This window comes from Mycobacterium sp., from assembly GCF_036488105.1.
Classification (GTDB): domain Bacteria; phylum Actinomycetota; class Actinomycetes; order Mycobacteriales; family Mycobacteriaceae; genus Mycobacterium.
In genome coordinates, this window is sequence record NZ_DASXHW010000466.1 from 13690 (window position 1) to 40381 (window position 26692).

Consider the following 26692-nt stretch of genomic DNA (forward strand, 5'->3'; position numbering starts at 1 on the left):
CACCATCAATTTCCGGTCAACTCGACCGGCTCAGCCGCGCCACTGGGTAGCCACGCCGCCGACATCTGCGCGAAATTCGCAACGACCCACGCCGACAAGGACTTCAGCAATATGACCGCGGCCTTCTCAACCGTGGATTCCTCAACCCTTCACGGGCTGACGCGGGCTGAGCGAGTCCTTCCTGCTGCTCGGAGCCAAACCGGGGCGTATCGTCGAGCGACCCGCTTCTTTGGCCAACATCACCCCAACGATGCGACGCGCCCGCAAGGCGGCGGCGTCCGCCTGAAACTCCACACCGCCTCTCCAACCGTCGTAGCCCGAGTGATTTGACGCCATCTCGAGTATGGCGGTATCGCGTTGAGAAACCTCAGCCAGGAACGATGCCAGCCGAGCGGTCACCGCACCACTATCGAGTCTGTAGTCACGCGATCCCTGCATGAACACATGAGTCGAAGTCTCCGTTTCGGGAGTAATGGCGTGAGTTCGGGTGGTGGTGTAGAGCTCGCCATCGGCAGCGGCGATCTCCCAATATTGGCGGTGCACCGCCGGAGAGACGAACGTGCCGCTCTCGCGACGCTTATAAGTAAGCCCGCGGTCGAGCCCGGTGGCGTCGGCCTCCCAGTCTGTGAGCTGAGCATCCGGTAGGAGTCGAGTGTAGGACACGGTGGTCTCGCTGACTTCGACATCATTGAAGGCGGGCATGCTGCTGATCTCTTCTGGCACATCACGCCTGTGCAGGATGGGAGCGTAGCTGAAGTCCAAGTAATGTTCGTGCACCATCATGTAGTTCGCGTTTATTTGCCAGGTGCTTGCGAATGTTGTCCACGCGGGGTCGTTGATCCATCTCAGGTTTGGCGGCTGGCCGCCCGCGGCGGCCGCAGGCGTTCCAAGCCAGATCCAGATGAATGGTGGCTGCTCGAGGACGGGGAAGACAGGCACCCTCATGCCCGTCGGGACTTGGGGTTGGGCGGGTGTGTATATGCACTTGCCATCAGGATCGTAGGTGCATCCGTGGTAGCCGCACACCAGTTGATCGCCTTGGATCGTGCTATGCGACAGCGGGAATGCTCGGTGTGCGCAACGGTTTTCGAACGCGTGGACGTCACCGTTGCCACTACGCCACAGCACGACCTCCTCACCGAGTAAACGACGCCCGAGCGGCGACATTCCGATCTCGTCGGAGGTGGCCGCGACGTACCAGCACTTCTTCGGGTAATTGGTCTTAACAGTCTTCACAGGTCCAGCACCAGCCTTTCGGTGCGAGAACGCGACACGCAGATCAACATGACTTCGCCGGCAGCTTTTTCAGCATCGGTGAGCACGGAGTCGCGGTGGTCGGGTGTTCCCTCCAGAACTCTCGCTTCGCAGGTGCCGCAGACACCTTCATAGCAGCTACCGAGAATTGGGATGCCTTCTTCCTCAAGGACTTCCAAAATTGACTGGTCCGAAGTTATCTCGAAGTTCGACCCTGACCGCTGGCATACGACCTCGAACTGGTCGAGCGCTTCGGCCGCCTCCTCGGCGGTTGGCGCCTTGGCGGCGAACCGTTCGATATGAAGGATCCCGGCCGGCCAGTGAGTGGAGTGCTGCTCGACCGCAGACAACAATGGCTCGGGTCCACAGCAGTAGGCCAAGGTGTTGTCTTCGGGCTCTTTGAAAAGCGATTCCAGGTCGAGAAGACCGCGTTCGTCCTGTGGCCACACAGTTACCCGCTCGGGATAGCGCTTGGCGAGGTCCTCCGCGAAGGCCATGGATGCCCTGGTTCGTCCGCCGTACAGCAACGTCCAGTCCCCGCCTGCTCGCTCCACGGCTTCGAGCATCGCGAAAATCGGTGTGATACCGATACCTCCCGCAATGAACCGATAGCGCGGCGCGTCAACCAAGGGAAAATGGTTGCGCGGGCCACGTACTCGCACCTTGGCACCTTCGTCGAGGTTGTCGTGAACGTAGCGCGAGCCGCCGCGACTGTTGGGATCGAGCAAGACCCCAATGCGCCACAGACTCGAATCGTGGGGGTCACCGCACAACGAGTATTGGCGCGTTAATCCGTCGTCGAGAATCAAGTCGATATGGGCTCCCGGTTCCCAGCGCGGCAGGTCTTCGTTTTCTGGATGGGCAAGGTCGAGCATCACCACGCCGTCTGCCGGTGTGCTACGGCGTCGAACGATCAAATCTGATGTGAACTCATGTACGTTGGCACCGGGTGTGGTGACGGCGGGCGCAGACATTGTTGACTTGCTCCGATCGTGGCACGAAATCAGTTCGACGCCAGTCGTATTGCCTGCGCTTAACCAGCGCTCGGCGGGGGCGGCAGGTAGATGGTCTTGTACACCTGAAACGCATTCAGACCCTCCGGACCCAATTCGCGTCCCATGCCGCTTTGCTTGATACCGCCGAACGGGGCGACAGGGTCATTGACGTAGTGATTGACCCCGACCGTTCCCGAGCGAACGCGACGGGCGACATTGGTCGCCCGTTCGGGATCTGATGACCACACCGAGCCACCTAGCCCGTAGATACTGTCGTTGGCGATCGCAACGGCTTCGCGCTCGTCGGAGTAGGGAATCAGCGACAGCACCGGCCCGAAGATCTCCTCGCGCGAGACCGTCGCGTTGTTGTCCAAGTCGGCGAATATGGTGGGTTCCAGGAACCAGCCTCGGTCAAATGGCCGCGAACCGCCGGTGGTCATTCGGGCACCTTCGCTCTTGCCTTTGGCGATGTAACCTTCGACGCGGTCGCGCTGGCGCTGCGATACCAACGGGCCGATCTTGGTCTCCGGATCGAGTGGATCGCCCACCCTCAGGGAGCGGGTGAAATCGGTTATCGCATCGACAATTTCGTTGTACCTACTACGCGGAGCCAGCACCCGGGTATTGAGCCAGCAGATTTGGCCATTGTTCAGCAGGGTGCACCCGAATAAGGACTCCATGGAGGAAGCCATATCGGCGTCGTCGAGAATAATGGCCGCGGATTTGCCGCCAAGTTCGAGGGTGACCGGTCGCAAGAGCCGCCCGCATGCTTCGGCGATCCAACGTCCCGCGCCGGTCGAACCGGTGAACGACACCTTGTCGACGCCTGGGTGCTCGACGAGGTAGGCACCCACTTCACGGCCGCCGGGAACCACATTGACGACACCATCCGGTATGCCGGCCGCGGCCGCGGCCTCGGCCATCAGGAACGCATCGAGCACCGTTTCCTCGGCCGGTTTGAGGACGAAAGTGCAACCAGCGGCCAACGCGGGAGCGATCTTCAGGAACGTAATCCCCTGCGGGACATTCCACGGCACGATCGCACCGACGACGCCGACAGGCTCCTTGGACACCAGCGAAACGCCGCCGAGCATGCCTGGACGTGACTCCTCAACGGGTGCGCTCGTCATCAGGTCGCTGTAGTAGCGCACCAGCAGCGGTGGGAAGCCAGCCTCGAACTGCTGCGCAAGCCAGATCGGCATCCCGTTCTGCATCGACACCCGTCTTGCCGTTTCAGCTCCGCGGGCTTCCAGTTCCACCGCGAATCGTTCGAGGACATCGGCGCGTTCCTTCGGATCCCAAGTCGACCAGCCGTCAGGGGCGTCGAACGCTGTCCTGGCGGCCGCAACGGCGGAGTCGATATCGGCCTCGGTGCCCCTGGGCACCGAACCGATGCGCTTCTCGGTAGCGGGGGAATGGACGCCGATGGTGTCGTGGCCAGCGGGCGCGGTCCACGTGCCGCCGATGTAGAGCTGCGGATAATCGATTGTGGTCATGGAGATCTCGCCCGTTCAGGAGATTGTGATCTTGGCGGGCAAGTGTTTCAGGCCGCCGACAAAGTTGGTCTGCGTGACACTGCCGGGTCCGCGGATCTCGATCGATTCCAGGCGGGGCAGCAGTTCTTCGAACATCACCTTCAGTTCTTGCTTCGCCAGGTGCTGGCCGACGCAGGTATGTGCTCCGAAGCCGAAAGCCAGGTGGTTGTTGGGCTTGCGGTCGATGTCGAATTCGTCGGGGTGGTCAAAGACGTCCTCGTCGCGGCAGCCCGACTGGAACAGCGGCATCACCCGGTCACCGGCCTTGATGGTCTGCCCGCGCAACGTGTAGTCCTTCACCGCTACGCGCATGAAGTGCTTAACCGGTGCCACATACCGCAAACCCTCCTGGATGAGGTCGGGCACCAAACTCGGGTCCGCTTTGACCCGCGCCAGCACGTCGGGGTGTTCAGCCAGAGCTTTGAGCGTGCCGGCCAGGGTTGCTGAGGTGGTGTCGTGACCGGCGGTGAAAATGGCTGTGTACCAACCGTAAACGAAGGTCTTGGGCCAGTACTCACCGTCGGCCAGCTTCGCGCAGGCGACCACCGTGGCCAGGTCGTCGCGCGGATTGGCGCGGCGGTCTTCGGCCAAGGTGTCGAAGTAGGCGAAGTAGTCCTGAATGGTGGCGGCGAACTGTTGGGCCATCGCCTCCGGGGTCAGCGCCTCGACGTCTTCGCGCTGATGCTCCGGATCGGCGGTGCCGAAGAACTCCTGGGTGAGCGCCATCATCCGCGGCTCGTCCTCGGGCGGTACCCCCAGCAGCGTCATTATCACGTGCAGCGGGAAGCCCAGCGCCCAGTCGTCGACGAGGTCAATTTCTCCACGGGCCGAAAGCGTCTTGAGATGGTCGACGGACTCCCCGGCGAGGTCGCGGATCTGGTCTTCCAATTTTCTGACCGACGGTGGCTTGAAATAGTTGAAAGCCATGTTCTTGGCATGGGTGTGCTCGGGCGGGTCGATATAGGGGAGGGCGTCAAGGATGCGCAAGCTGCCGCCGAGGAGCTGCTTGGTGAACGCGTCACCCGCGGCGTTCTGCAGGATCGGGTTGTGTGAGCCGGGGTGCTCTTCGCCGCCGCCGGCGGCGAAGACCTCCGACAGGCTCTCGACCTCCTGAATGTCAGCGTGTTTGGTGATCAGCCAGATGGGGTCGTAACCCTCGACTATGGCCTGTGCCACCGGCATGTTGTTGCGCATCCACTTGTAAGCGTCATATAGCGCGCCGAGGTCGGCGTGGCCCTCGGGGAGCACCAACTGCCGAGCGATTTTTTCGGGAAGAACTGCCGGTTCGGCTTGCTGAGCGGTCGTCATCGACGTCCTCTTTCTGTGTTCTTGGGTGCCCTACAGCCTTCGTCCACGAGCCGTTGTGGGCGAGGGTTCTGGTGACTCAAGTCTCATCGCGATAGGCTGCTTTGTGCGTCACCATGACGGGGGGTGATGGCTCCCACATTGGGGGTAATCGGTGCCGGTCGACACTCGAATTGACACTTCACGGTCGCTCAGTCGGCTGGGCAACCGTCGTCTATCCATTGCTCGATGGCCTTGACGTCGTCCGCCGGCATCGGATCGAGGTAGGCGGGCATGGCGGGCGTCACGGCTCCCGCGGGAGGGTCGTCCAGGTCGGAGCCAAATGGTGCTTCGCCTTTCAGCGACAACACCAGATTTGAGTTCGCCCCGTCACCGAGGCTCACGAGTCTGCGTCCGCCGACCTTCATGTCGACAAAGCGGTCTCGAGTGACGCCACGCCAGAAGGGACCGTGAGAAGCGACGTCGGCGTCCGCTCCCCCAACCGATTTATCAAGGAGTGCGACGACGTCATCAAATTTCATGACCCTGTCCTTTCGCCAGTCGTGTTCGTTAATTCATCCGCCTGTACAAATTCGCATTAAGCGGTTCGCGCGAGGGAAATCACCTCGTCGAAACCTTCGCGCAGGCAACTTGAGAATGCTGCTGCGTCGACGATGGCGTCTGGATCAAAGTTGACTGCGATGCAACAGGTTCCGTCGTAAGTCAACATCGCCACCATGGCCGGGATGCCGGGACGGGGTCCCATCGGGTAGACCCGTGTCACCCGCGCGCCTGCCAGATACAGCGGACGACCGATCGCGCCCAGGTTAGAAGCCTGCAGGTCGGAAAGTCCGGTCATCCCACCGGCGAGGCGAGAGAGCACAATCCCCGGTAGGCGGCTCAACACCGGCGCGAGGAGATCGAGAAATCCGAGCGCGGGCTCCATGCGCGCATCGGCGATGAAGTCGTGGATGGCGGCGATACGAGTTGCGGGATCGACTTCACCGACCGGTGCGACAAACCGTGCGCCGGCGAACTTGTTGGCGCCCATCGGATCGGCGTCGGTGCGCAGGCTCACCGGTATCGCCACGGGCATGGAATCGACTGAAAGAGAAAGCTTTTCATGGTAGCGCCGTACCCCGCCGAGCAGACTAGCCAGGAATGCGTCGTTGACCGAACCTCCGGCAGCTCGGCCCGCCGCTTTCAGGTCGTCGAACGCGACGTCGAAGGTGTCCAGCCGGTAACCCGATCCACTGCCGGTCAGCGCGGGGGAATGCGGTGTGTCTGGCGGTGTCAGCACGCGCCGCAGCGACATCGCGAATTTAACGGCTTCGCTCGTTGTTCCGATGGGATCGCCGACAAACCGGCCGGCGAGGCGGACGGTCTCGCGCAGCGCGTCCGCGGGAGCACCGGCGATCTTGCCTGCCAACCGGTTTACCAGGAGGCCCTCCGGTGATTCTGCCCGTCGCGGCTCGGGCATCGGCCGATCGTCGGCGGGTCCGGGATCCTGGCTGTGCCCGTGAGCCAGGTCCAGCAATTGCAGCAGACCGATTCCGTCGCTCAGACTGTGATGCGGCTTGAACAGGTAGGCGGCCCGACCTTCGGTTATGCCGAGCACTAGCAGCGCCTCCCAGGGTGGACGCTCGGGATCTAGCGGGCGCGCAGCGAATTGGGCGGCCAGATCGTGCAATTCGGCCATTGACCCGCCGCCCGGTAGTCGCACCCGCTGCAGGTGGTACTCCAGGTCGAAATGCGGGTCGGGTGACCATGCCGGTGCAACCAAGGGCACCGCCGGCTCGACGACCCGTTCCCGCAGCCGCGGCACTCGCTGGGTAAACCGATCATGGGCGGCCACCAATCGATCCCAATCGGGCTCAGTGTCGAGCAACTCGACCATGACACCGGTCGACCGCGTTCGGTAGTCGCCACCGGTGCGCCACATCAATGCTTCCCACGCGCTGAGGTCTTGTCCCCCTCCCCACGAGGCAAGCGTGTCGTCGTCGGCGTTAGGCATGGTCATCGCCCATTTCGGTTGACGCTGCTGCGTTGTCCACCGCACGTGTCACTTCAAGGATCAGTTTCGCGACGGTGACCGGGTCGTCGGACATCGGGACATGTCCAACGCCGTGAAGGTGGATCAGCTCCGCCCCGGGCAGCCGTTCCAGCATCGGCGCGCCGAAACCGTCGAACGGCAGCACCCGGTCCTGGCCGGCCCACACCAGCCGGACGGGGTAGTCCCGAACAGCTGGCAGGGGCTGTACCTGCTGAATCGGGAATTCCCGAAGTAAGGGAGCGACTACCGGCGCCAGGCCCCCGGCCCGGATGGAAGCCGCCAGCGCCTCGGGTAGGACGCGATCCGGGTGCGCGACCTGCCCGGCCAATAGTGATCGGCGCAGCACGCCATTTGCCGCGATCGCGTCGGCGCGCGACGCGTAGCGACTGAGCGCGCCGAGCGAGAGCCGTACCCCGGTTGCCCGTAACTCAATGCTGCGCTGTGAGCGCCAGGCCCCTGGGGGGCTGAATAACACCAGGGATCGCGCCCGGCCGCGGCGCGCGAGCTCGATTCCGATCCTCCCGCCCAGGGAATTGCCGGCGATGTGCACTTGCTGCAGACCCAGCCGGTCCAGATCGTCCTCGATGCGGTCGGTCAAGGCCTGAATCGAGGGCGCAGTTTGTGGATCCAATGGTGGCGCGCCGCCGTGGCCCGGCAGGGTCGGCGCGATGACGTCATGGTGAGGTTCGAGATACGGCAGTACCGGCGACCAGACCCGCCAGATGGTGCCTATGCCGTGTAGCAACAGCAGGGGCGTTCCGGTTCCACCGCGATGGCTAGGGGTCAGTTCCAGCACGGGCAACACCTCGCGAGGTCGCTGGTGTTCGCGCAGGGCACGTGTAGCCACCGCGGCCGCGACGCTGCCGGCCAGGAGCGCCGTGGCCACGGTGGTTGCCCGTCGTCGCCTGTTGGTCGTCATTGTTGTCTCAGAACTCGATCAGGGTGTCAGCACGGCTTTGAGGACCTCGCCGCGGTGCTGAGCCGCGACCGCTTCGTTGATCTGGGCCAGCGGCATTGTGGTGATCAGCTTGTCGAACGGGAACTTGCCCTGATCATGCAGAGCAAGCAAGTAGGGGATGAACGTCTGCGGGTCGGCATCGCCTTCGACGATGCCCCGGATGGTGAGCCCGAGCAGCGGCGGCTGAAATAGCCCGACCGAAAAGATGGCTTGTGGGTCGGCAGGCACGCCGATCAACCCGAGCATCCCCCGCATCCCGAGGGAGGCAAGCAGCTGTTCGACGACGGGTCGCACAGCGGTGGTGTCGACGGCGTAATCGGCGCCCGCGGGTGCGATTTCACGGATCTGGTCGGCCAATGGCCCGGCCTGCGGGTCAACAGCGTGGGTGGCCCCGAGCTCGGTGGCCAGTGCCCGCCTGCTCTCATGGAGATCGACGGCGATAATCGACGAGGCGTCGCGCACCACAGCAGCCATTACGGCGGACAGGCCCACCGCTCCCGCGCCGGCGATGACCACGGTCGTGCCAGGCTGCACGTCCAGTGAGTTCAGCACTGCGCCGGCCCCGGTCTGGATGCCGCAGCCAAGCGGGCCGACGAGCTCGACCGGAGCGCCCGGCGGGAGCTTGACCACGTTGCGTTCGTGAGCCAGCGCGTGCGTCGCCAGTGACGACTGTCCGAAGAAGTTGGCTCCCAATTTCGTTCCGCCAGAAGCTAACCCGGACGAACCGTCGGGACGCACCCCGCCGAAGTTGTATTCCAGGAAGTTATGGCAATACGCCGGCTCTCCCTTGGTGCACCGCGGGCAGGCGGCGCAGCTATTGAAACTGATCGCGACGTGATCGCCAACGGCGACAGTCGTTACGTGCTCACCGACCGCCACCACGGTTCCGCTACCCTCATGACCCAGCACGCCGGGTAACGGAAACGGTAGGTGCCCGTGCTGGACGGCGATGTCGGTGTGACAGATGCCGGCTCCGGCGATCTCTACCACGACTTCGTCGGGGGCTGGCTCTTGAAGCTCCACTTCGGTGAGGGTGAACGGCGCACCGATCTCCTGAACCACAGCGGCTGAGATCTGCATCCGTGCCCCTTTTCTTTCCGGCGGCGGTGGGTCCGAACTGGCTCTGCTCGCGATTAACAGCCGAGCCAGTAGAAGTCGGATTCAACTGCGCTGATCCCGATGGAGCGAGTGTGGCCGAACTGACGGAGCGGGCGCGTCACCACATCGGGCGGTTCTCTACCCCACAGAAGGGGTATTTCGCTCCAATACTCTTGGCCGCACGATTTTGACTCTTCATAGTGAGATGGCCAGAGCCAAGGTGACTGTCGCAAGCTACCCGCCCCGATAGCGTGCCGGTGTGCCCTCCGTCCCAAACTCCAGGCATGCGGGCGCGGTGTCGGGGCCGGGTTTGCGGTCAACGGAGACCGCAATCCCGCGGCACGGCCGTCACGACGGCGACGCAGGGGAGATGAAGTGAGAATCGCAGTACGCCCACCAGCTGCGCTGGGACGAGAACCTGCGTCCGAGCCGAGGCAAGATGTGGATGCTCAGGGGCTGCGTCGAGGACAACGGGGTCCTCGAGGCAGCTCACGACGCTGGCAGCGTGATGTGAAATGACCAGCACTACTCCGCCGCTGATAACGGTCAACGAGCTCATCGAGCAGATCAAAGCGGCGCCTGACGGTCCGAAAGTCGCCGCGTTCTTCGACTTTGACGGAACCCTGATTGACGGCTACTCGGCCGGCGCGCTCTACGCTCATCGCGCCCGCAATTTTGAACTCGGACCAGATGAGTTCGTCCGCACACTGCGTGCCGCGCTCGGGGGGCCCCTCGACGAAGCCGCGTTCGAAGACCTCCTGGTGCAAGGAATCCGCGGCTGGGTGGGCCGCACCGAAGACGACCTGATGGAACTCGGCGAACAGCTTTTCAGCCAAGACATCGCCGGGTCGCTCTTTTACGGGGCGTGGCGACTGGTACGCGCCCACCAAAACCGCGGCCACACCGTTGTCATCGCCACATCGGCGACGCGGATGCAGGCCCAGCCGATGGCCCGCGAACTGGGTATCGAGCACGTCTTGTGCACCCAGCTCGAAACCGAGCAAGGCGTGCTCACCGGGGAGCTGGCAGGACGTACGCTATGGGGCGACGGTAAGGCCGCCGCGGTCAAGGAATTCGCGAGACGGCAACGCATCTCGTTGAGAAACTGCTACGGCTATGCCAATGGCGATGAGGACGTCGCGATGCTCGATAGCGTTGGATTCCCGCATCCGGTCAACCCGGCGCCGATCCTGGCCAAACACGCCGCGGAGCACGGCTGGGATGTCGTGCGGTTCCGGGGCAAGCGTGGCCGACTGAACCCGGTGGCGCTGGCCCGGACGACCGCGTTGTACGGCAGCTTCGCCGCGGCGGTGGGCGCCGGAGCGATCGTCGGAGTATTGACGAACGACAGCCGTGGTGGAGTGGACCTGGCCACGTCCCTGTTCGGCAGGGCCGCAGGCCAATTCGGCAATATCAAGATTGACGTCGTCGGTCGGGAGCACACGACGCACCGGCCGGCCGTGTTCTTCATCAATCACCAGAGCACGCTGATTGACGCGCTTGTCACCTCCAACGTCGTGCAGCGGGGGTTCACCGTTGTGGCGAAGGCCGAAGTAAAGCAGATACCCGTGCTAGGACCGCTACTCACGCTGGCCGACGTGGCGTTCCTCGACCGCGCCGACACGTCGAAGGCCATCTCCGAAATGCAGCCGGCGATCGACAAGCTGAGCACAGGCGTTTCGATCGTGATTTCGCCAGAAGGCACCCGGTCGCTCAGCCCCCGGGTCGGGGCTTTCAAAAAGGGGGGCTTTCACCTGGCTCGTGATGCCGGAGTTCCGATCGTTCCGATTGTGATCCGCAATGCCGGCGAAATCATGTGGCGCAATGCAAAGGTGGCTCAGGAAGGCACGATCGAAGTCGTTGTCCACGAGCCACTTCCGACTGTCGACTGGACGAAAGCCGATCTCGATGAGTGGGTGCCCCGAATGCGCCAACTCTACGTAGACACCCTCGACGACTGGCCGGGCAGCCAGGCGGGACAGCGATGGTCCGAGATGATCGCGAAGGCACCGGTGCGGAAATGACGGTGCTGGCGGATCGCCTCGCGCGCCTACTGCGCGCCAACGGGTCCGCCTCCACGCAGTCACCGGATGAGGCCGGCGCTCTACTCAGTTCCAACGAATTCTCCAAAAGCACAGCGCAATTAGCATCGCGGCTGGGCCGCGACGTTGCCGACGTTCGGGCCGAGGCTGCCGTCTACGTGCGCGAGATGGCAGCAACCCATGTTCCGGGTGTGGTGCGCGCCTGGCAGGCCTGGTCCGCATGGATGGTGCGCGGATTCCAAGTCGTTGTCGATGACGACGATCTGGCCAAATTGCGGGAACTCGACCGTGACCACGCTTTGATCTTCTTGATCTCACACCGTTCCTACCTGGACCAGTTTTCGTTTCCCCCACGCCTTGCGCAGGAGGGCATTTCGCCGACGTTCGGACTGGCCGGCGCGAACCTTAACTTTTTTCCAATGGGTACATTCGCTCGGCGTAACGGCTTCATTCCGGTGCGACGCTCGACGGGGGATATGCCGGTGTACCGATTGGCGTTGCGCGCACTCGTTGGCCAGATGGTAGCCAGCGGTCGCAACCTAGTGTGGTCGATCGAAGGAGGCCGGACGCGCACCGGCAAGTTACGGCCGCCGCGATACGGGTTGCTGCGTTATGTGACCGACGCGGTCGAGTCGGTCCGATCAGAGCGCACCCTCGCTGTACCGGTCTCTATCCTTTTCGACCAACTGCCGCTGCACGAAGTAAAACTGATGACGGAAGAGTCGCGCGGACTTCCGAAGAGGCCCGAGAATGCGCGCTGGCTACTCAGTTATGTGCGCGGCCTGCGGGATCGCTTGGGACGCATATACATCAACTTCGGGTCACCTGTGGCGTTGTATGCGCGAATGGCTGAGTTGCGCGGAGAGGGCCTGAACGAGCAGCAGGTGGTTGAACGGATCGCGTTGGAAATCTGTCACCGGCTAAATCAAGCCACGCCGGTGACTGCGACGGCGGCCGTGTGCGTTGCGATGCTCGGCGCAGACCGCGCCCTGACCCTCGACGAAGTGTGCGCCACCGTCGCACCGCTGGCTCGGTACTTGCACGACCGCGACTGGCCCGTCGCCGGGGGAGCAGATCTCACTGAGCGCGCCACCGTATCGCAAACGCTGCACGACTTGGTGGGCTCGGGTGTGTTGACGTCCTACTCCGAAGGGCCGACGACAGTGTGGGGCATCGGCGCTGACCAGCATCTGATCGTTGCGGTCTATCGCAATAGCGCAATCCATGTTCTGGTGATGAGGGCGATCGCCGAACTCGCCTTGCTGGCGATCGTGCGAACGCCAGGAGCCACCAAGCGCATTGGCTGGGAGCGAGCCTTAGCGGTCCGCGAACTGCTCAAGTTCGACTTTTTCTTCGCCGGACGGGCTGAATTCGCCGATGAGCTGTGGAATGAGTTTGCGATCATGACCGGCCGCAGCCACGACCCGGACGTACCGATTGACATCGATGAGGCCACGCGAAGTCTGAATGAAAGTGATCTGCTGGTAGCTCATCTGGTGCTCAGGCCGTTCATCGACGCCTACCGAGTGGTGGCCGAGGAGTTACTGAACCTCGGTGCGGGCCGCCACGTCGACGAACAGGAATTTCTGACGAGGTGCCTTCGCCTCGCTCGGCAGTGGTCACTGCAACATCGCATCACCGAGGAATCGGTATCAGGCGATATGTTTGCCACCGCGTTGAAGATGGCGCGTCACCGGGGGCTCCTCGATACCGAGACCGCTTCGACCGACATAGCGGATGGTCGGGCAGCGCTCGTCGCCGAGCTCGAGGACCTGCAGCGCTCGATCGGCGAACTGGCCCAGCAGCGCCGGGATTTCGCACCGGCTTGAGGGGGCCCCCGGAAGAATAGGATTTCGCCAACCGATGTGGTTTTGGTAATATGGTAAGACCATAACCGTGGCGACCACCGTGCTGTGGCTTTCAACGAAGAGAGGCAACCGATGACCGAGTTCACCGACATCACCTACGAGGTCGACAACGGCCTGGCCTGGATCACGATCAACAGGCCCGATCGGTACAACGCGTTTCGGGCGCGAACGCTCGACGAGCTGATCCGTGCTTTCAAAACCGCTTGGGCAAGTTCAGAAGTCGGTGTGATCTGTCTGACCGGGGCAGGGGAGAAAGCCTTCTGCACCGGCGGTGACCAGAAGCAGCGCGCCGAAACTGGTGACTACGGGCCGTCCGATACCGGGCTGTTCGAGGTGGACACCTTGCATCGGGTCATCCGCGACGTGCCAAAACCGGTTATCGCTGCGGTAAACGGCTTTGCGATCGGCGGCGGCCATGTCCTGCACGTGCTGTGTGACCTGACGATCGCGGCGGACACCGCGGTCTTCGGTCAGAACGGTCCACGGGTCGGATCCTTCGACGCGGGCTTCGGCACCGGCTTCCTCGCACGCGTGGTGGGAGAAAAGCGTGCCCGCGAGATCTGGTTTTTGTGCCGCAGGTATTCGGCGGAGCAAGCAGCAGAGTGGGGACTGGTCAACAAGGTGGTGCCTGCCGACGAGCTCAAGTCAGAGGTGCGGGCGTGGGCGGACGAGATTTTGATGCTTTCGCCGACCTCGCTGAAGGTTCTCAAGCAGTCGTTCAACACCGATACCGAACAATTCGCATCAGTAGGCCAGATGGCTTACTCGACTCTGAAGATGTTCGGCGAGACACCCGAAGCGCAGGAAGGCATTACCGCGTTCAACGAGAAGCGCGTGCCGGAATTCGCCGCCTACCGCGGCAACTGAGCCGATCGTCGACTGGCGCAATCATCGGAAAGAGTATGGGCTATGACGCGCATCTTTGACCCCATGGTGCTGGATGGCAAGCGCATCCTCATCACCGGCGGCGGCACGGGGCTGGGCCGTGGGGTGGCTGGGCAGCTGGTCGCGCATGGCGCCCAAGTCCATTTATGGGGTAGACGCGAAACGGTGCTGGCGGAGGCCGCCGCAGAGATCTCGGCCGGCCAGCCCGGCCGCGTCCACTACCAGGCGGTGAATGTCCGGGACTTCGATCAGGTGGCCGCTGCCATCGCCGAAATTTGGCATCGGCAAGGACCTTTGACCGGCTTACTGAACAACGCCGCGGCGAACTTCATCGCGCCCACTGTCAGTTTGAGCCCTCGCGCATTCGACGCGGTCACTTCTACCGTGATGACCGGTTCGTTCAACACGACGCTGGCCGTCGGCAGGCGTTGGATCGCCGAAGGCCTGCATGGATCGGTGCTGTCAAACCTGACCACATGGGTGTGGAGCGGTTCGGCGTTCGTGGTTCCGTCGGCCATGGCAAAGGCGGCCATACATGCGATGACAATGTCACTTGCCGTCGAGTGGGGACGCTACGGCATTCGTCTCAATGCCCTTGCGCCGGGACCGATTCCGACCGAGTACGCCTGGGAAATGCTGAATCCCACCGATAAGAGCTCGGTCGGTGCTACCCAATCAGAGCAGATCCCACTCGGTCGTCCAGGGACGATCGACGAACTCGCGAATTTGACGATCTTCGCGTTCTCCGACGCCTGCGACTATCTGACCGGGGAGACCATCGCGATGGACGGGGGCCAACGGCTCGCCGGGCCGAACACGTTCGCCGGCCTAACGGCGATGACGGACGAGGATTGGGCGGCCGCACGCGAGCGCAGCCGGGCGGCGTCGGAGACGGCCAAGGCCGCCCGTTCGGTGTAACTGATCGGCACCACGATGACAGAGGCAACGAATACGGCGGTACGCGAGTGCGGCGCGCCCCCACTGCGGTTAGGCATGGCGGTGGTTATAGCGCTCGCCGGATTCTCCCTCGCAGTACTGGGTTTCGCGATGGACAACACGGCGATGATCGTTGTGGGTGTGGTCGTCGGCGGCTCTGGCTCGACCGCGGTCAACGCACTGGCGAACGCGGATAACCAATGGCGCCAGCGTAGAGATTGATAGTTGTGAGCCGGGTCCGGTTCATCCCCGACCAGGAAGGTGCGCAGTGCGAGTCATTTCATCGATCGAGGACGCTATTGAGGCGATCGGCCAAGAGCTAGGCGTCAGCGACTGGACGGGAATCGACCAGAAGCGCATCGACGCGTTCGCCGACGTCACAGGGGATCACCAATGGATTCACGTCGATCCGGACCGCGCGAGCGCCGAAAGTCCCTACGGTGGAACAATTGCCCACGGATTCCTGACGCTTTCGTTGATTCCCGCCCTCAGTAAGGCCAACTACCGTGTCGAAAACGCGAAGATGGGCATCAACTACGGACTCAACAGGGTGCGGTTCCTTGCGCCTGTTCCGGCTCGCAGTCGCATCCGCGTTCGATCTGAGGTCGTCGACGCTGCCAAGGTGGACGACACCACCGTTGACCTGATAGTGCGGCACACGGTCGAGCTGGACGGTTCTCAGAAGCCGGCCGCTGTGGCGGAGCTTATTGCCCGCATGATTTTTTAGCCGCCACCCTGTAACGCGCAGCCGATTGGAGAAGGGACGATTCGACCTGTGACGTGCGGTATATCGCGAGTAGGTAACGGCCGAATGCGGTCAGCGGCTTCGGGTAATAAAATAACCATATAATAGGTCTTACCTTTATACCGAAGCTTAGAAGGGCGAAGGACGATGGAACCAGGCGCGACGAGCTCGGCCCCAATACGTTCAACCGTGTTGCTCAAGCCGGTGGATGTTCCCAAGGCGTCTGATGTGTTAGCCCGCGAACTTCGCGAGCGGATCCTGTCCGGCGAGCTGGTTGAGGGTACGGCGCTTCCGGCGGAGCGTGAGCTGGTCAAACAGACACAGATGAGCCGGGCTACGGTCCGGGAGGCATTACGCATCCTGGAGGTGCAGAACCTGGTTCGGGTCAGGGCGGGCCGGGCCGGTGGGGCATTCGTCCAGCGGCCGACGACCAACGGGATGGCAAGCTCGGTGAGCATGCTGATCCGCGGCCAGAGGATCAAGCTCGAGGACCTGATGGAAACCCGTGAGGCGCTGGAGCCGTTCTGCGCTGAGTCGGCAGCCCGCAAACGGACCGACGACGATCTGGAATTGCTGGATCGTGCCAACGAAGAGATCGCCGATCCCGACGCCGACCTGTCGACGTTTCTGCAGTCCAACCTTGACTGGCATGTGGGGGTGGCGATGGCCAGTCATAACGAACTGTTGATCGGCTTCATGACCGCGTTGTCAAACGCTATCTACGCCGGGACCGAGAATGCGGCCTTCGTCGACGAAAACGTGCGAATAGTCACGGCGCGGGCGCATCGGTCGATTACCACCGCAATCCGTAGCCGCGACGCCGATACGGCCGGTCGGCGCATGCGTCGGCATGTGCACAGCTACGCGAAGGCCGCACTGGCTGTGGATAAACGCGAGGCGATCGAGGTCGACGACTGAGGATCAAGTCAGCGCAGAAACAACAAGGCGCGGTTCGGTTTTCGCGACAACTTCGTCGACGCTGACATCCGGCGCGGTCTCGATCAGGTGCAGACCATCGTCGGCGACGTCGATGACGGCAAGGTCGGTGAAGATTCGGCTCACACAGCGCTTGCCGGTCAGTGGTAGCGAGCATTGCTCGACGATCTTCGCGCTGCCGTCCTTGGCGGTGTGTTCCATCATCACGAAAACCTTTTCCACTCCGTGGACCAGGTCCATCGCCCCGCCCATGCCTTTGATCATCTTGCCGGGGATGGTCCAGTTGGCCAGGTCGCCGGCGGCCGAGACCTGCATGGCGCCGAGCACCGCAATGTCCAGGTGCCGGCCGCGGATGATCCCGAACGAGGACGACGAGCAGAAGAACGCCGCACCAGGCAACGTGGTAACCGTCTCCTTGCCCGCGTTGATCAGGTCGGCGTCGAGGTCCTCGCGCTGGGGGTAGGGCCCGACGCCGAGAATCCCGTTTTCTGAATGCAAGACGACGGTGATATCGGCGGGGATGTGGCTCGGAATCAGGGTGGGCAATCCGATGCCGAGGTTGACGTACTGGCCGTCGTGCAGTTCCGCGGCGACGCGTGCCGCCAGCTCGTCTCGGCTCCAGCTCATCGTTGCTGCTCCATCGTCATCACCGGACGGTCTCCTTTTCGATCTGCTTCACCGGGTTGGGTACGTGGACCACCCGGTGCACGTAGATCCCCGGGGTGTGCACGTGGGCCGGGTTGATTTCGCCCGGTTCGACCAGGTGCTCAACCTGAGCGATAGTGATCCGGCCTGCCACGGCGCAGTCCGGATTGAAGTTGGCGGCGGCCGCGTGGTAGACGAGGTTGCCGTGCCGGTCGCCTTTGAAAGCGTGCACCAGTGCGAAGTCAGTGCGGATCGCTCGTTCCAATACGTAAGCGACACCGTCGAATTCGCGGGTTTCCTTCGGCGGCGAGGCAACGGCCACAGTACCGTCTGCGTGGTAGCGCCACGCCAGACCCCCGTCGGCCACCTGTGTCCCTACCCCCGTGGGGGTGTAGAAGGCGGGTATCCCGGCGCCGCCGGCGCGCAGTCGCTCGGCCAATGTGCCCTGTGGGGTTAACTCCAGCTCAAGCTCACCGCTCATGTATTGGCGGGCGAATTCCTTGTTCTCCCCGACGTAGGAGTTGATAGTGCGCCGAATTCGCTTGTGTTGTAACAAGACTCCCAAGCCGATCCCGTCAACTCCCAGGTTGTTCGAGACCGTTTCCAGATCGCGGACTCCGAGCTCCAGCACCGCCGCGATCAGCGCCTGGGGGATGCCGCACAGCCCGAACCCGCCGACTGCCAGCGACGACCCGTCCGTCACGTCGGCAACGGCTTCCGCCGTCGTTGCTACGACTTTGTCCATCGTCACAAGCCTCCTCGCGATTTCAGCTCTTGGGCATGCCGAGGATGCGCTCGGCGACGATGTTGCGCTGGATGAACGTGGAGCCGCCCGCGATGGCAGTGCCCCGAGCCTGATAGGCAAGGCGCAGCCACCGCTGACCGTCGGCCGGTGACAAATCAGCCGCGGTCTTCTCGGCGAGCGAGAACTGCCCACCCATCTCATCGAGCTCTAGCCCGAAATCGGCGATGTCTTCGACCAGTGGGCAAAAGTACAGCTTGCCGATCGAGGTCACCGGGCCCGGGGGACCGTCACCGGCGGCTCCGGTGATGACTCGCTGTCCGATCAGGTAGTGCACGAGCGCCCGACCGTACAGATCCGCGATGCGTTGCCGCACCAGCGGGTCGGTCCCCAGCGGTGTGCCGTCATCTTTTGTACGACAAGAGATCTGATTGATCAGATCGTGGACGGCCCCTGTGGTGTTCACCCGGCCGGTGGCAATGGCCACTCGCTCGAACGCCAGGGTGCCCATCGCGACCTGCCATCCGCCATCCACGCTACCGAGGACGCAGTCATCAGGGATGAAGACCTCGTCGAGAAATACTTCGTTGAACTCGGCCTCTCCCAGCATGTGTGCCAGCGGACGGACCTCGACGCCCGGACTGTGCATCGTGAGTAGGAAATACGTGATCCCGCGGTGACGGGGTCCGCCGCCCGTGCGGGCGAGCAGGATCGCGTGCGCCGCCAACTGGGCGCGGCTTGTCCAGATTTTCTGTCCCTGGATCCGCCAGCCGCCGTCCACCTTGGTGGCGGTCGTGCGCAAGGACGCCAGGTCCGAACCGGCCTCCGGTTCGGAGAACAACTGGCACCAGATCTCATCACCGGTCAGGATCGGTTGAAGAAAGCGTTGCTGCTGGGCCGGCGTACCGAACTCGATGATCGTCGGTCCGGCGAAATCCTCGCCAATGATGTTGAGCCGCTCAGGTGCACCGGCTCGATCGAGTTCCTCGTTGAAGATCGCGCGCAGCTTCGCGTCGGCGCCGCCGCCACCGTATTGCTTCGGCCATGACAGACCGGCATACCCGGCATCGTAAAGCAAGCGCTGCCACGTGCGCCAGTAGTCCAGCTTGTCCTCGAGGCGTTCTGGTTCGGGCCCGCCCAACTGCGGCACGGTGGCGTGTAACCACGCCCGCGCCTGTGCACGGAATTCAGCTTCGGCGGGACTGTCTTTCAATTCCATCAGGGAGCACCAGCCGTTTGCTGGGTATGCGCGCTTTCCTTTTTGAGGCGTTGTTCGATGTCTTTGCGCAACTCGTGTTTAAGGACTTTGCCGGTTGCGGTCATCGGCAGCGCGTCGAGGGTGACGACCCGCTCGGGTGTCTTTTGGATGGGCATGCCCTCGCCGAGCAAGAACTCCCGGAGTCCCTCCACCGTCGGCGGCTCGTTCCCCGGTTTGGCGACCACGTAGCAGCACACCTTCTCGCCGAGCTTCTCGTCGGGCATGCCCACCACCGAGAACGCCTGCAACGCAGGGTGATGCGCCAAGTGCTCCTCGATCTCGCGAACGCTGATGTTCATCCCGCCGCGAATGACGATGTCTTTGGTGCGGCCGGTAACCCGCACGAATCCGTCGTCGGTCATGGTTCCCAGGTCGCCCGACTTGGAAAAGCCGTCAGCGGTGAAAAGGGCCGCGGTTTCTTGAGGATTCGCAAGGTATTCGATCATATGGGCGGGGCCGCGGTAAGCGATGTCGCCCTCGGTACCGCGGGGCACCTCGTGGCCTTTTTCATCGACGATCTTGACCTCTGCACCCGGCGTAGGCTTGCCATCCGAGGTTAGCGCGCGCGAAACGTCGTCGGTGACGGAACATGTTGTGGTGACTAGGTTTTCGCTTCGCCCGTAGAGGCTGAGGACCTTCATGTTGGGAAGTGCTGCGCTGGCCTGCTGAACTACCGCCGCAGGAATGGGCGCGCCCGCACATGTCCACAACCGCAGCGTGGATAGGTCGTGACGCTCGGCGTTGTACTCAGATATCAAGGTGTGCAGGAAGGTTGGTGCCGTTACTGCCGCTGTGCAGCCGAAGCGCTGAATCTCGTCAATGCCGCGGGCCGGGTCCCACTTGGCCATGATGTGTGTCGACCCCCCTGTCAGCAGGGGCAGCAACACGCTGGTGACCAGCCCGGTGGTGTGGGCTATCGGCGAGGGGCCAAACTGGACATCGGTCTCGGTGTAGCCGAATGGTCCGGCCAGCGCGCGTGATCCCGCACAGTATGTGTTGAACGTGTGCACGCATCCTTTCGGCCGCGAGGTGGTGCCCGAGGTGTAGACGATGACGAACGGCTCATCCGGATTGGGCGGAGCGTCGAGCTCCCGGCGGGCGCTCTCGTCGTCGGTATCGGCCTCCAGCTGCTGCAGGGTGAACACATCGGCATCGGCGTCGGCGACTTCCTCTGCGGTGCTGTCGGGCCTGGCGACGACGAGCGTGAGTGTCGGATGTTCCTTGCGTAGGCCGAGATACATGTCCAAATAGTCGAATTTTCCGAAGTTCGCAGGAGTGAACACCGCTCGGACGCCGGCATTAGCGAGGACATAGCTGACGTCGTCGCGTCGATAAATCGGCATGATCGGGACCATGACGACACCGAGTCGCGACAGTGCGGTCAGCACCTGGATAAATTCGACCCAGTTGGGCAGCTGGACGGCGGCAGTGTCGCCGCGTCGCAAGCCCTGCCGGTGTAGACCGACGGCCAACCTTTGGCCGGCTTCGAAGAGCTCTCGGTACGTCAGCGATCTCGTCCCGTCGGTCGCGAAGATCTTGTCGGGGTTTTGTTGGACGCGCCGAACCAACAAGTCATGAAAGGTCTCGGTCGCCCAGATTCCCGATTCGTAGTAGTGGTCGATTTCCTGCTGGCTGTAGCGGTCGGTGTACGGGCTCGGCTTCATCGCGCTGTTCCTCGGTTTCGGGATCCCGCCCTCCAGGCACTGGTTGCCCCGGAGGCATAATTCTTCAAATCATAGAATGGTCAGACCGAAACGGCAAGGAGTGCGTGTCGGCGAGATGCGGTCTTCAGGTGTTGCGCCAGTGGGGGGAGCGCTTCTCCTTGAAGGCCAGGACCCCTTCAGCCAGATCATCGGTGGTGAAGGCCAAGGCCAGCTGTGCCTGCAGGTAGTCCAGCGCCGATTCCAGCGGCATGTCGCGGGTCGCCGCCAGCGCCGTCTTGCCCATACCGAGCAGCAACGGTGATTTGCCGGCAATGTCGGTGATCCACTGACGCAGGGCGTCGTCGAACTCACCGTCGGGTACCACCTTGTTGACCAACCCGGCGGCCGCAGCCTCCGCGGCACTGACCAGCCGGCCGGTCATCATGAGTTCGTTGGCGACCAGGCGACCGGTGGCGCGGAAGATCAAAGCCGAGATCATGAACGGGAAGGCGCCGACGTTGATCTCGGGGCAGCCAAGTCGTATCGACTCTTTGGCGATGATCAGATCGCAGGCCAACGCGATGCCGAGCGCACCAGCAAGCACGTCACCGTTGGCCGCGCAGATCACCGGCTTCTCGATTCCAGTAAGCGTGCGGAAGAGGGTAGGGAAGCGCGAGAGGCCAGCGTATTTAACGATTGTTGCGCGATCGTCGGCGAATGCGTCAAGGTTGCCGCCCGAGGAGAAGATCCGCGGGTGAGACGATGTCAGGACGACCACTCTCACCCGCGGGTCGGCTGCCGCGCGTTGCAGCGATGCGCTCAGCTGATCGAGGAGCGCGTCCGACAAGGCATTGCGTCGCGCCGGGTCATTCATCGTCAGGTAAGCCGCCAGGGCATCGCCCTCGGGGGTGGCGGCTTCGAGCCGGTACATAATCAGTTCGGCTTGCTCGCTCACCGCGGGCCTCCTAGTCGTGTGTCAGTACGCATTTGCCGAACGTGCGCCCGCGCTCCAGGTATTCGTGTGCCTCGGCGGCCCGATCCAGCGGGAACTTACGGTCGATGGCCGGCGGGCGCACCGAGCATCGATCCATCATGTGGAGCAGGCCTGCGAAGTCCCTGCCGCTGCCCATGGTCGTTCCCAGCAGATCGAACTGACCGAAGTAGAAGCTGCGGATGTCCATGACGGCGGTCTGTGCGGCATTGGCACCAAGGACCACCAACCGGCCCCCGGGGCGCAACGCCCGCACTGACTCGGTCCAACGGCCAACCGGGTCGAGGACCAGATCAAACCCGTGGTCCGGCGACATAGCGCGAGCCTGCTCCGGCCATCCCTCTTCGCTGTGCAGCACGCCATCGCGGGCCCCCGCGGCCACGGCGCGCTCGATGGTTTTGGCCGAGGAGGACGTCACGGTGATGCTCGCCCCGGCGGCGACCGCGAGGGCGATCGCCATCGTGGCGATCCCGCCGCCGGCACCGACCACCAGCATCGACTCGCCTGCTTGCAGCCGTCCGCGGGCGAACAGTGCGCGGTATGTCGTCAATCCGACCAAGGGCAGCGCCGCGGCCTCGGCCCAGCTGAGACCGTGCGGTTTGGGTGCCAGGCAGTCAGCAGGCACGCTGACCAGCTCAGCATATGTGCCAGGGCTGTAGTCGCCGAGGATTTCCCAGTGAGTGCCCGGCGCTTCTTCGCGATCGCCCCAGTTGAGCGAGGGCAGCACCACCACTTCCTCTCCGGTGTCGGCGCGCACGCCGGCGCCGTCTGCGCCGATGATATGTGGCAGCGGCGATTTGTAACGGCCCTGGCGAACGAGGACGTCATGCCAGTTCAACGCGCTGGCGCGTAGCGCTACAGTTACCCATCCCGGCCTTGTCGCGGGGCCGGGAAATTCGCCGGGTCGCAACACTGCGGCGGTCCCGAACTCCTGCATGATCACAGCGTGCAAAGTCCACCTCCTATGGCCTGACCATTAGACCATTGCCTAAGTTTGCGCACAAGCGCCTTTGCGGTCGGATGAGTTGGACGAAAATTCCGGTCTGTTGGACTGCGGGGCACTGTGATCAAGCCAATGTTTGCGGATGCGTTGTGGCGCGCGTTACATGTGCTCTATACTTCGGTCTAATGGTATGACCAATCGCCGCGATGGCCGGCTCACGAGAACAGAGGAGCAGCGATGAGTTTGCGGGTGCCTATGGCCTCCATCGCGGAGGATCCCATGGTGATTGCGCGTGCCGAGGCGGCCGTCGCGGCCGCCGCCGACCACCTCAAAGTGCCGCCTCCCGAGCTGACGCCGGCCGCGTTAGCGCACCAGTTGGACAGCCTGAGGCAACGCCTGGAACAACGGATTTCGCTGCCATCCGATCCGACAGCGGACGCGGCGACAACCGCCGAAATTCTGGTCACGATCCTGAGGTTGCAGTGCGAACTGCTCGACCACGATCTGGCTCGCCGGGTCAAATCCATGTCGGAGATCCGTCAGGCCCTGGGGTACCTACGGGGTCTGCCGCCGCGCAAAATGATCCACGCCGCCCCGGACGTATTGAGCCGGGAGTTGGATTTTGCGCGGACGCTGATCTCCATCGTGCGCGGTTCGCTGTGGCTGCCCCAGCACCTGCACATCGAAGAGGAAAAGGCCGATCCCCATGGGCGACAGTTTCTCGAATACATAACTGACCGCCACATCCCGTTGGCGGACGCTCCGCTGGAGACAGAAGTCGTCCGCAAACGGTGCGGCGCATTTGCGCCGTCACCGATGGATGACAAACGTACTTTCAAGGGGCTCGTCGAGGCCTCCGGCTGCTTTGGCTATATCGCCGCCCCGATCACCGTTCAGGGCAGGGCAATCGGCATTCTGCATGTCGACCGCCCCGAACCCCACGGAATCGTGACGATGGACCATCTCGAACAGTTGGAGGCCTTCGCCGAGTGTCTGTCGGTGGCGTTCGAGAGCGCGGCGCTCGAAGAGAAGGCCGCGCAACAACGCGTCGAAGTCGACAATGTGTGCGACAACGTCGACGAACTGCTCAGCGGGTCAGCCCGATCGGTGTTGTGGTCATTGCCAGGCGCGGTGCCGATACAGCTACACGATGCCTATCACCGCGGCGAGGAACCCGCTGTCCCCGCGTTGACCGCCCGCGAACGAGAGATCATGTCGCATGTGGCGACCGGCGCCACCAATCACCAGATTGCCCGGTGCCTGGTGATCTCCGAAGGGACAGTGAAGTCGCATCTGAAACACATTGCCAAGAAGCTCAATACGTCCAGCAGGGCAGCGGCGGTCGCGATCTATGCTGGCATCGCCAGCTGATGTAGGGGAGTCTCGATGAACAACCGCGCGATGGTCGCCAGGCTCAACGAACTCGACGAACAACTATGCAGCGCGTTTGGCACCCACCGATCGGGTGACGCGACGACACTCGATGAGGCCGTCACGATGTCGGCCGCCACCACCGAGCGGCTGCTGACCCACCAACGCTGCGTCCGCGACGACACCGCGTCACCGATCGGACCGAGCCTCCTGACAGATTTCCTGCAGGCCCAGGTCGAAGCGCGCCAGGTGCGAGCCGGTGACCGCGTCGATGTGGTGCGGTCGTTGACCGCTGGCATCCGTCGCATGAAGAAGGCCGGATCGCTGCAAGGGCTCGGCCGCCAAGCCTGTACCGAACTGTGTGACGTGCTGGGTTTCGACGGCGCGTTGCTGTCGTTCGTCGAAGACGACGGATTCGTCGTCGAGGAATCCGACCACGGCCTGGGCGGCCCCACCGTGATCCCGCGTCGTGAGTGTGAACCCGAGCGGGCCTGTATTCGCCACCGGGACACCGTCCAGACGAATGAGGCCGACATGCCCGCCTCGCCGGGCTATCGGGAGCTGCTCGGCTCCGTGCACTATCTCGTTGCCCCGATCATCGCGAAATCGCGGGTGGTCGCGCTCCTGCACGTCGGGCGCCGCGGTGAAGGCGGGGTTTCTACCGCTGACATCGATGTGCTCGACGCGTTCGCCTCCGCCTATTCGTTGCTTCATGAGCGCATGCTGAATACCGAATGGGTGCAGCAACAGCGGACCTCGATCGCCCGCGCGGCTGCGCGGCTGACCGAGCAAGCAGACCGCATCGCCGCAGCAGCCATTAGCTTTGATGTCGAAGACGACACTCGGGTCGAGCCCCCGACCATAGCGGCGGATTCCGCGTTGGCAGCCACGCTGTCGGACCGTGAGCGCCAAGTGTTCGAGAGGCTGGTCCTGGGAGCCTCCAACGCCGAGATCGCCGACGAGCTTGTCATCACGGTTGAAACGGTCAAGACCCACGTGAAGCGGATCCTACGCAAGATCGGCGCCATCAACCGGTCGGAGGCGATCGCCCTCTACATAGACGACGCCAGAACGGCGTTTCGGCGACGCAACCGGTAACTGTGAGCGACAATCCTTTTCACGCGTCGGCGTGGCGTTCCGTCGATGGATTCGCCGATCTGACCGACATCACCTATCACGGCCATGTCAGCGACGCGACGGCACGGGTCGCGTTCAACCGTCCAAAGGTACGCAATGCGTTTCGCCCGCACACGGTGGACGAGCTATACCGGGTTCTGGACCACGCCCGGATGTCGCCCGACGTCGGGGTGGTGCTGTTGACCGGGAACGGGCCGTCGCCCAAGGACGGGGTTTGGGCGTTCTGCTCGGGCGGGGATCAGCGCATTCGTGGACGCACCGGTTACCAATACGCCGTCGGTGAGACCGCTGCGACCGTCGATATTGCGCGGGCGGGACGGCTGCACATCCTGGAGGTGCAGCGGCTGATCCGGTTTATGCCCAAGGTGGTGATCTGCCTGGTCAACGGGTGGGCCGCCGGCGGCGGGCACAGCCTGCACTCGACCTGTGATCTGACGCTGGCCAGCCGCGAGCACGCTCGGTTCAAGCAGACCGACGCCGACGTCGGCAGTTTCGACGGCAGCTACGGCAGCGCGTATTTGGCCCGACAAGTGGGCCAGAAGTTCGCGCGCGAGATCTTCTTTCTTGGTCGGGCCTACACCGCCGAGCAGATGCATCGCATGGGTGCGGTCAACGAGGTCGTCGATCACGCCGACCTGGAGTCAGTGGGCGTGCAGTGGGCAGCTGAGATCAACGCGAAATCGCCTCAAGCACAACGGATGCTGAAGTATGCGCTCAACCTGCTCGACGACGGGCTGGTGGGCCAGCAGTTGTTCGCCGGCGAGGCGACCCGCTTGGCCTACATGACCGATGAGGCCGTCGAGGGCCGCGACGCATTTCTGGAGAAGCGCGATCCGGACTATGGCCGCTTCCCGCGTTACTTCTGATTTCCAGCGAGCAATTCTGAACGGACTCAATGTGTTTAGCGGTGGGTGAAGTTCGGTGCACGCTTCTCGATGAACGCGGCCATTCCTTCGGACTGGTCGTCAGTCGCGAAAGCCGAATGAAATAGCCGACGTTCATACAGCAGGCCCTCGGTCAGCGTGGACTCGAAGGCGCGGTTGACCGCTTCCTTGGCCATCCGAGACGCCGACCGCGACATCTGCGAGATCGTGGTGGCGAGGGCCTTGGCCTCGGTCAGCAGATCGTCGGCGGGCACGACCCGTGCCACCAGACCGCTGCGCTCGGCCTCTTCGGCGTCCATGTTGCGTCCGGTCAGGATCAGGTCCATCGCCTTGGCCTTGCCGATGGCGCGGGTCAGCCGCTGCGAGCCGCCCATGCCCGGCAGCACGCCCAGCTTGATTTCCGGCTGGCCGAATTTCGCGGTGTCGGCGGCGATCAGCACGTCGCACATCATCGCGAGCTCGCAGCCACCACCGAGCGCGTAACCGGCG

The 26692-nt window shown here is 63.2% G+C and carries 25 protein-coding genes and 1 pseudogene; 11 read left to right on the forward strand and 15 right to left on the reverse strand.

Going from position 1 to position 26692, the window contains the following annotated elements:
* Positions 1 to 15: 15 nt before the first annotated feature.
* Positions 16 to 108 (forward strand): annotated as a pseudogene (locus VGH54_RS24430) (3-hydroxyisobutyrate dehydrogenase); the annotation flags it as partial.
* Between the two features lie 33 nt (positions 109 to 141).
* Here the strand turns inward: VGH54_RS24430 and VGH54_RS24435 are convergent.
* The 8 genes from VGH54_RS24435 to VGH54_RS24470 all read right to left on the reverse strand — a co-directional run bounded on the left by VGH54_RS24435 (position 142) and on the right by VGH54_RS24470 (position 9159).
* Positions 142 to 1236 carry an aromatic ring-hydroxylating dioxygenase subunit alpha gene (locus tag VGH54_RS24435; RefSeq protein ID WP_331514711.1) on the reverse strand — a complete coding sequence of 365 codons (1095 nt, stop codon included), beginning with the start codon at positions 1234 to 1236 and terminating at the stop codon, positions 142 to 144.
* Positions 1233 to 2228, reverse strand: coding sequence for a PDR/VanB family oxidoreductase (locus VGH54_RS24440; RefSeq protein WP_331514712.1), 996 nt, complete (start codon positions 2226 to 2228; stop codon positions 1233 to 1235). Before VGH54_RS24440 ends, VGH54_RS24435 begins: the two co-directional genes overlap by 4 nt.
* A gap of 59 nt (positions 2229 to 2287) precedes the next feature.
* Positions 2288 to 3745 (reverse strand): aldehyde dehydrogenase, encoded by a 1458-nt coding sequence (locus VGH54_RS24445; protein ID WP_331514713.1) that lies wholly within the window; start codon positions 3743 to 3745, stop codon positions 2288 to 2290.
* Between the two features lie 15 nt (positions 3746 to 3760).
* Positions 3761 to 5092 carry a cytochrome P450 gene (locus VGH54_RS24450; RefSeq protein WP_331514714.1) on the reverse strand — a complete coding sequence of 444 codons (1332 nt, stop codon included), beginning with the start codon at positions 5090 to 5092 and terminating at the stop codon, positions 3761 to 3763.
* A gap of 188 nt (positions 5093 to 5280) precedes the next feature.
* The gene (locus tag VGH54_RS24455) at positions 5281 to 5610 is read right to left on the reverse strand and encodes a hypothetical protein (RefSeq protein ID WP_331514715.1); all 330 of its coding nucleotides are present in this window, start codon (positions 5608 to 5610) and stop codon (positions 5281 to 5283) included.
* Positions 5611 to 5666: 56 nt separating this feature from the next.
* Positions 5667 to 7082, reverse strand: coding sequence for a wax ester/triacylglycerol synthase domain-containing protein (locus VGH54_RS24460; RefSeq protein ID WP_331514717.1), 1416 nt, complete (start codon positions 7080 to 7082; stop codon positions 5667 to 5669).
* Positions 7075 to 8007 (reverse strand): alpha/beta fold hydrolase, encoded by a 933-nt coding sequence (locus VGH54_RS24465; RefSeq protein ID WP_331514718.1) that lies wholly within the window; start codon positions 8005 to 8007, stop codon positions 7075 to 7077. The genes VGH54_RS24460 and VGH54_RS24465 overlap by 8 nt, the downstream gene beginning before the upstream one ends.
* A 51-nt stretch (positions 8008 to 8058) precedes the next feature.
* Positions 8059 to 9159 carry an NAD(P)-dependent alcohol dehydrogenase gene (locus VGH54_RS24470; protein WP_331514719.1) on the reverse strand — a complete coding sequence of 367 codons (1101 nt, stop codon included), beginning with the start codon at positions 9157 to 9159 and terminating at the stop codon, positions 8059 to 8061.
* 533 nt (positions 9160 to 9692) lie between these two features.
* Between VGH54_RS24470 and VGH54_RS24475 the strand changes: the two genes are divergently transcribed.
* The 7 genes from VGH54_RS24475 to VGH54_RS24505 all read left to right on the forward strand — a co-directional run bounded on the left by VGH54_RS24475 (position 9693) and on the right by VGH54_RS24505 (position 16571).
* The gene (locus VGH54_RS24475; RefSeq protein WP_331514720.1) at positions 9693 to 11201 is read left to right on the forward strand and encodes an HAD-IB family hydrolase; all 1509 of its coding nucleotides are present in this window, start codon (positions 9693 to 9695) and stop codon (positions 11199 to 11201) included.
* On the forward strand, positions 11162 to 13048 hold the full coding sequence (locus tag VGH54_RS24480) for a 1-acyl-sn-glycerol-3-phosphate acyltransferase (RefSeq protein WP_331514721.1): 1887 nt from the start codon (positions 11162 to 11164) through the stop codon (positions 13046 to 13048). The genes VGH54_RS24475 and VGH54_RS24480 overlap by 40 nt, the downstream gene beginning before the upstream one ends.
* Positions 13049 to 13159: 111 nt before the next feature.
* Complete coding sequence (locus VGH54_RS24485) at positions 13160 to 13954, forward strand: enoyl-CoA hydratase-related protein (RefSeq protein WP_331514722.1); 795 nt, start codon at positions 13160 to 13162, stop codon at positions 13952 to 13954.
* 42 nt (positions 13955 to 13996) lie between these two features.
* Complete coding sequence (locus tag VGH54_RS24490; protein ID WP_331514723.1) at positions 13997 to 14890, forward strand: SDR family oxidoreductase; 894 nt, start codon at positions 13997 to 13999, stop codon at positions 14888 to 14890.
* Between the two features lie 15 nt (positions 14891 to 14905).
* Positions 14906 to 15130: a hypothetical protein gene (locus tag VGH54_RS24495; protein ID WP_331514724.1), complete on the forward strand. Its 225-nt coding sequence runs from the start codon at positions 14906 to 14908 to the stop codon at positions 15128 to 15130.
* 46 nt (positions 15131 to 15176) lie between these two features.
* Positions 15177 to 15635, forward strand: coding sequence for a MaoC family dehydratase (locus tag VGH54_RS24500; RefSeq protein WP_331514725.1), 459 nt, complete (start codon positions 15177 to 15179; stop codon positions 15633 to 15635).
* Positions 15636 to 15800: 165 nt separating this feature from the next.
* Positions 15801 to 16571: a FadR/GntR family transcriptional regulator gene (locus VGH54_RS24505; protein WP_331514726.1), complete on the forward strand. Its 771-nt coding sequence runs from the start codon at positions 15801 to 15803 to the stop codon at positions 16569 to 16571.
* Positions 16572 to 16574: 3 nt separating this feature from the next.
* Here the strand turns inward: VGH54_RS24505 and VGH54_RS24510 are convergent, their stop codons facing one another.
* The 6 genes from VGH54_RS24510 to VGH54_RS24535 form a co-directional block, all read right to left on the reverse strand.
* Positions 16575 to 17216, reverse strand: coding sequence for a CoA transferase subunit B (locus tag VGH54_RS24510; RefSeq protein ID WP_331514727.1), 642 nt, complete (start codon positions 17214 to 17216; stop codon positions 16575 to 16577).
* 19 nt (positions 17217 to 17235) lie between these two features.
* Positions 17236 to 17979, reverse strand: coding sequence for a CoA transferase subunit A (locus VGH54_RS24515; RefSeq protein ID WP_331514728.1), 744 nt, complete (start codon positions 17977 to 17979; stop codon positions 17236 to 17238).
* A gap of 22 nt (positions 17980 to 18001) precedes the next feature.
* The gene (locus tag VGH54_RS24520) at positions 18002 to 19195 is read right to left on the reverse strand and encodes an acyl-CoA dehydrogenase family protein (protein ID WP_331514729.1); all 1194 of its coding nucleotides are present in this window, start codon (positions 19193 to 19195) and stop codon (positions 18002 to 18004) included.
* On the reverse strand, positions 19195 to 20898 hold the full coding sequence (locus VGH54_RS24525) for an AMP-binding protein (RefSeq protein ID WP_331514730.1): 1704 nt from the start codon (positions 20896 to 20898) through the stop codon (positions 19195 to 19197). The genes VGH54_RS24520 and VGH54_RS24525 overlap by 1 nt, the downstream gene beginning before the upstream one ends.
* 124 nt (positions 20899 to 21022) lie before the next feature.
* Positions 21023 to 21808 (reverse strand): enoyl-CoA hydratase/isomerase family protein, encoded by a 786-nt coding sequence (locus VGH54_RS24530; protein ID WP_331514736.1) that lies wholly within the window; start codon positions 21806 to 21808, stop codon positions 21023 to 21025.
* Between the two features lie 34 nt (positions 21809 to 21842).
* Positions 21843 to 22820 carry a quinone oxidoreductase family protein gene (locus VGH54_RS24535; protein WP_331514731.1) on the reverse strand — a complete coding sequence of 326 codons (978 nt, stop codon included), beginning with the start codon at positions 22818 to 22820 and terminating at the stop codon, positions 21843 to 21845.
* A 228-nt stretch (positions 22821 to 23048) separates the two neighbouring features.
* On the opposite strand from VGH54_RS24535, the gene VGH54_RS24540 reads away from it, so the two are divergent.
* Genes VGH54_RS24540 through VGH54_RS24550 form a run of 3 tightly spaced genes read left to right on the forward strand, consistent with a single transcriptional unit; the run spans position 23049 to position 26185 of the window.
* Positions 23049 to 24182: a LuxR C-terminal-related transcriptional regulator gene (locus VGH54_RS24540; RefSeq protein ID WP_331514732.1), complete on the forward strand. Its 1134-nt coding sequence runs from the start codon at positions 23049 to 23051 to the stop codon at positions 24180 to 24182.
* A 15-nt stretch (positions 24183 to 24197) separates the two neighbouring features.
* Complete coding sequence (locus tag VGH54_RS24545) at positions 24198 to 25280, forward strand: LuxR C-terminal-related transcriptional regulator (protein WP_331514733.1); 1083 nt, start codon at positions 24198 to 24200, stop codon at positions 25278 to 25280.
* A gap of 2 nt (positions 25281 to 25282) precedes the next feature.
* On the forward strand, positions 25283 to 26185 hold the full coding sequence (locus tag VGH54_RS24550) for a 1,4-dihydroxy-2-naphthoyl-CoA synthase (RefSeq protein ID WP_331514734.1): 903 nt from the start codon (positions 25283 to 25285) through the stop codon (positions 26183 to 26185).
* Between the two features lie 35 nt (positions 26186 to 26220).
* On the opposite strand, the gene VGH54_RS24555 is transcribed toward VGH54_RS24550, so the two are convergent.
* Positions 26221 to 26692, reverse strand: a 472-nt coding sequence (locus VGH54_RS24555) for an enoyl-CoA hydratase-related protein (RefSeq protein ID WP_331514735.1), incomplete at its 5' end; no start/stop codon positions are given.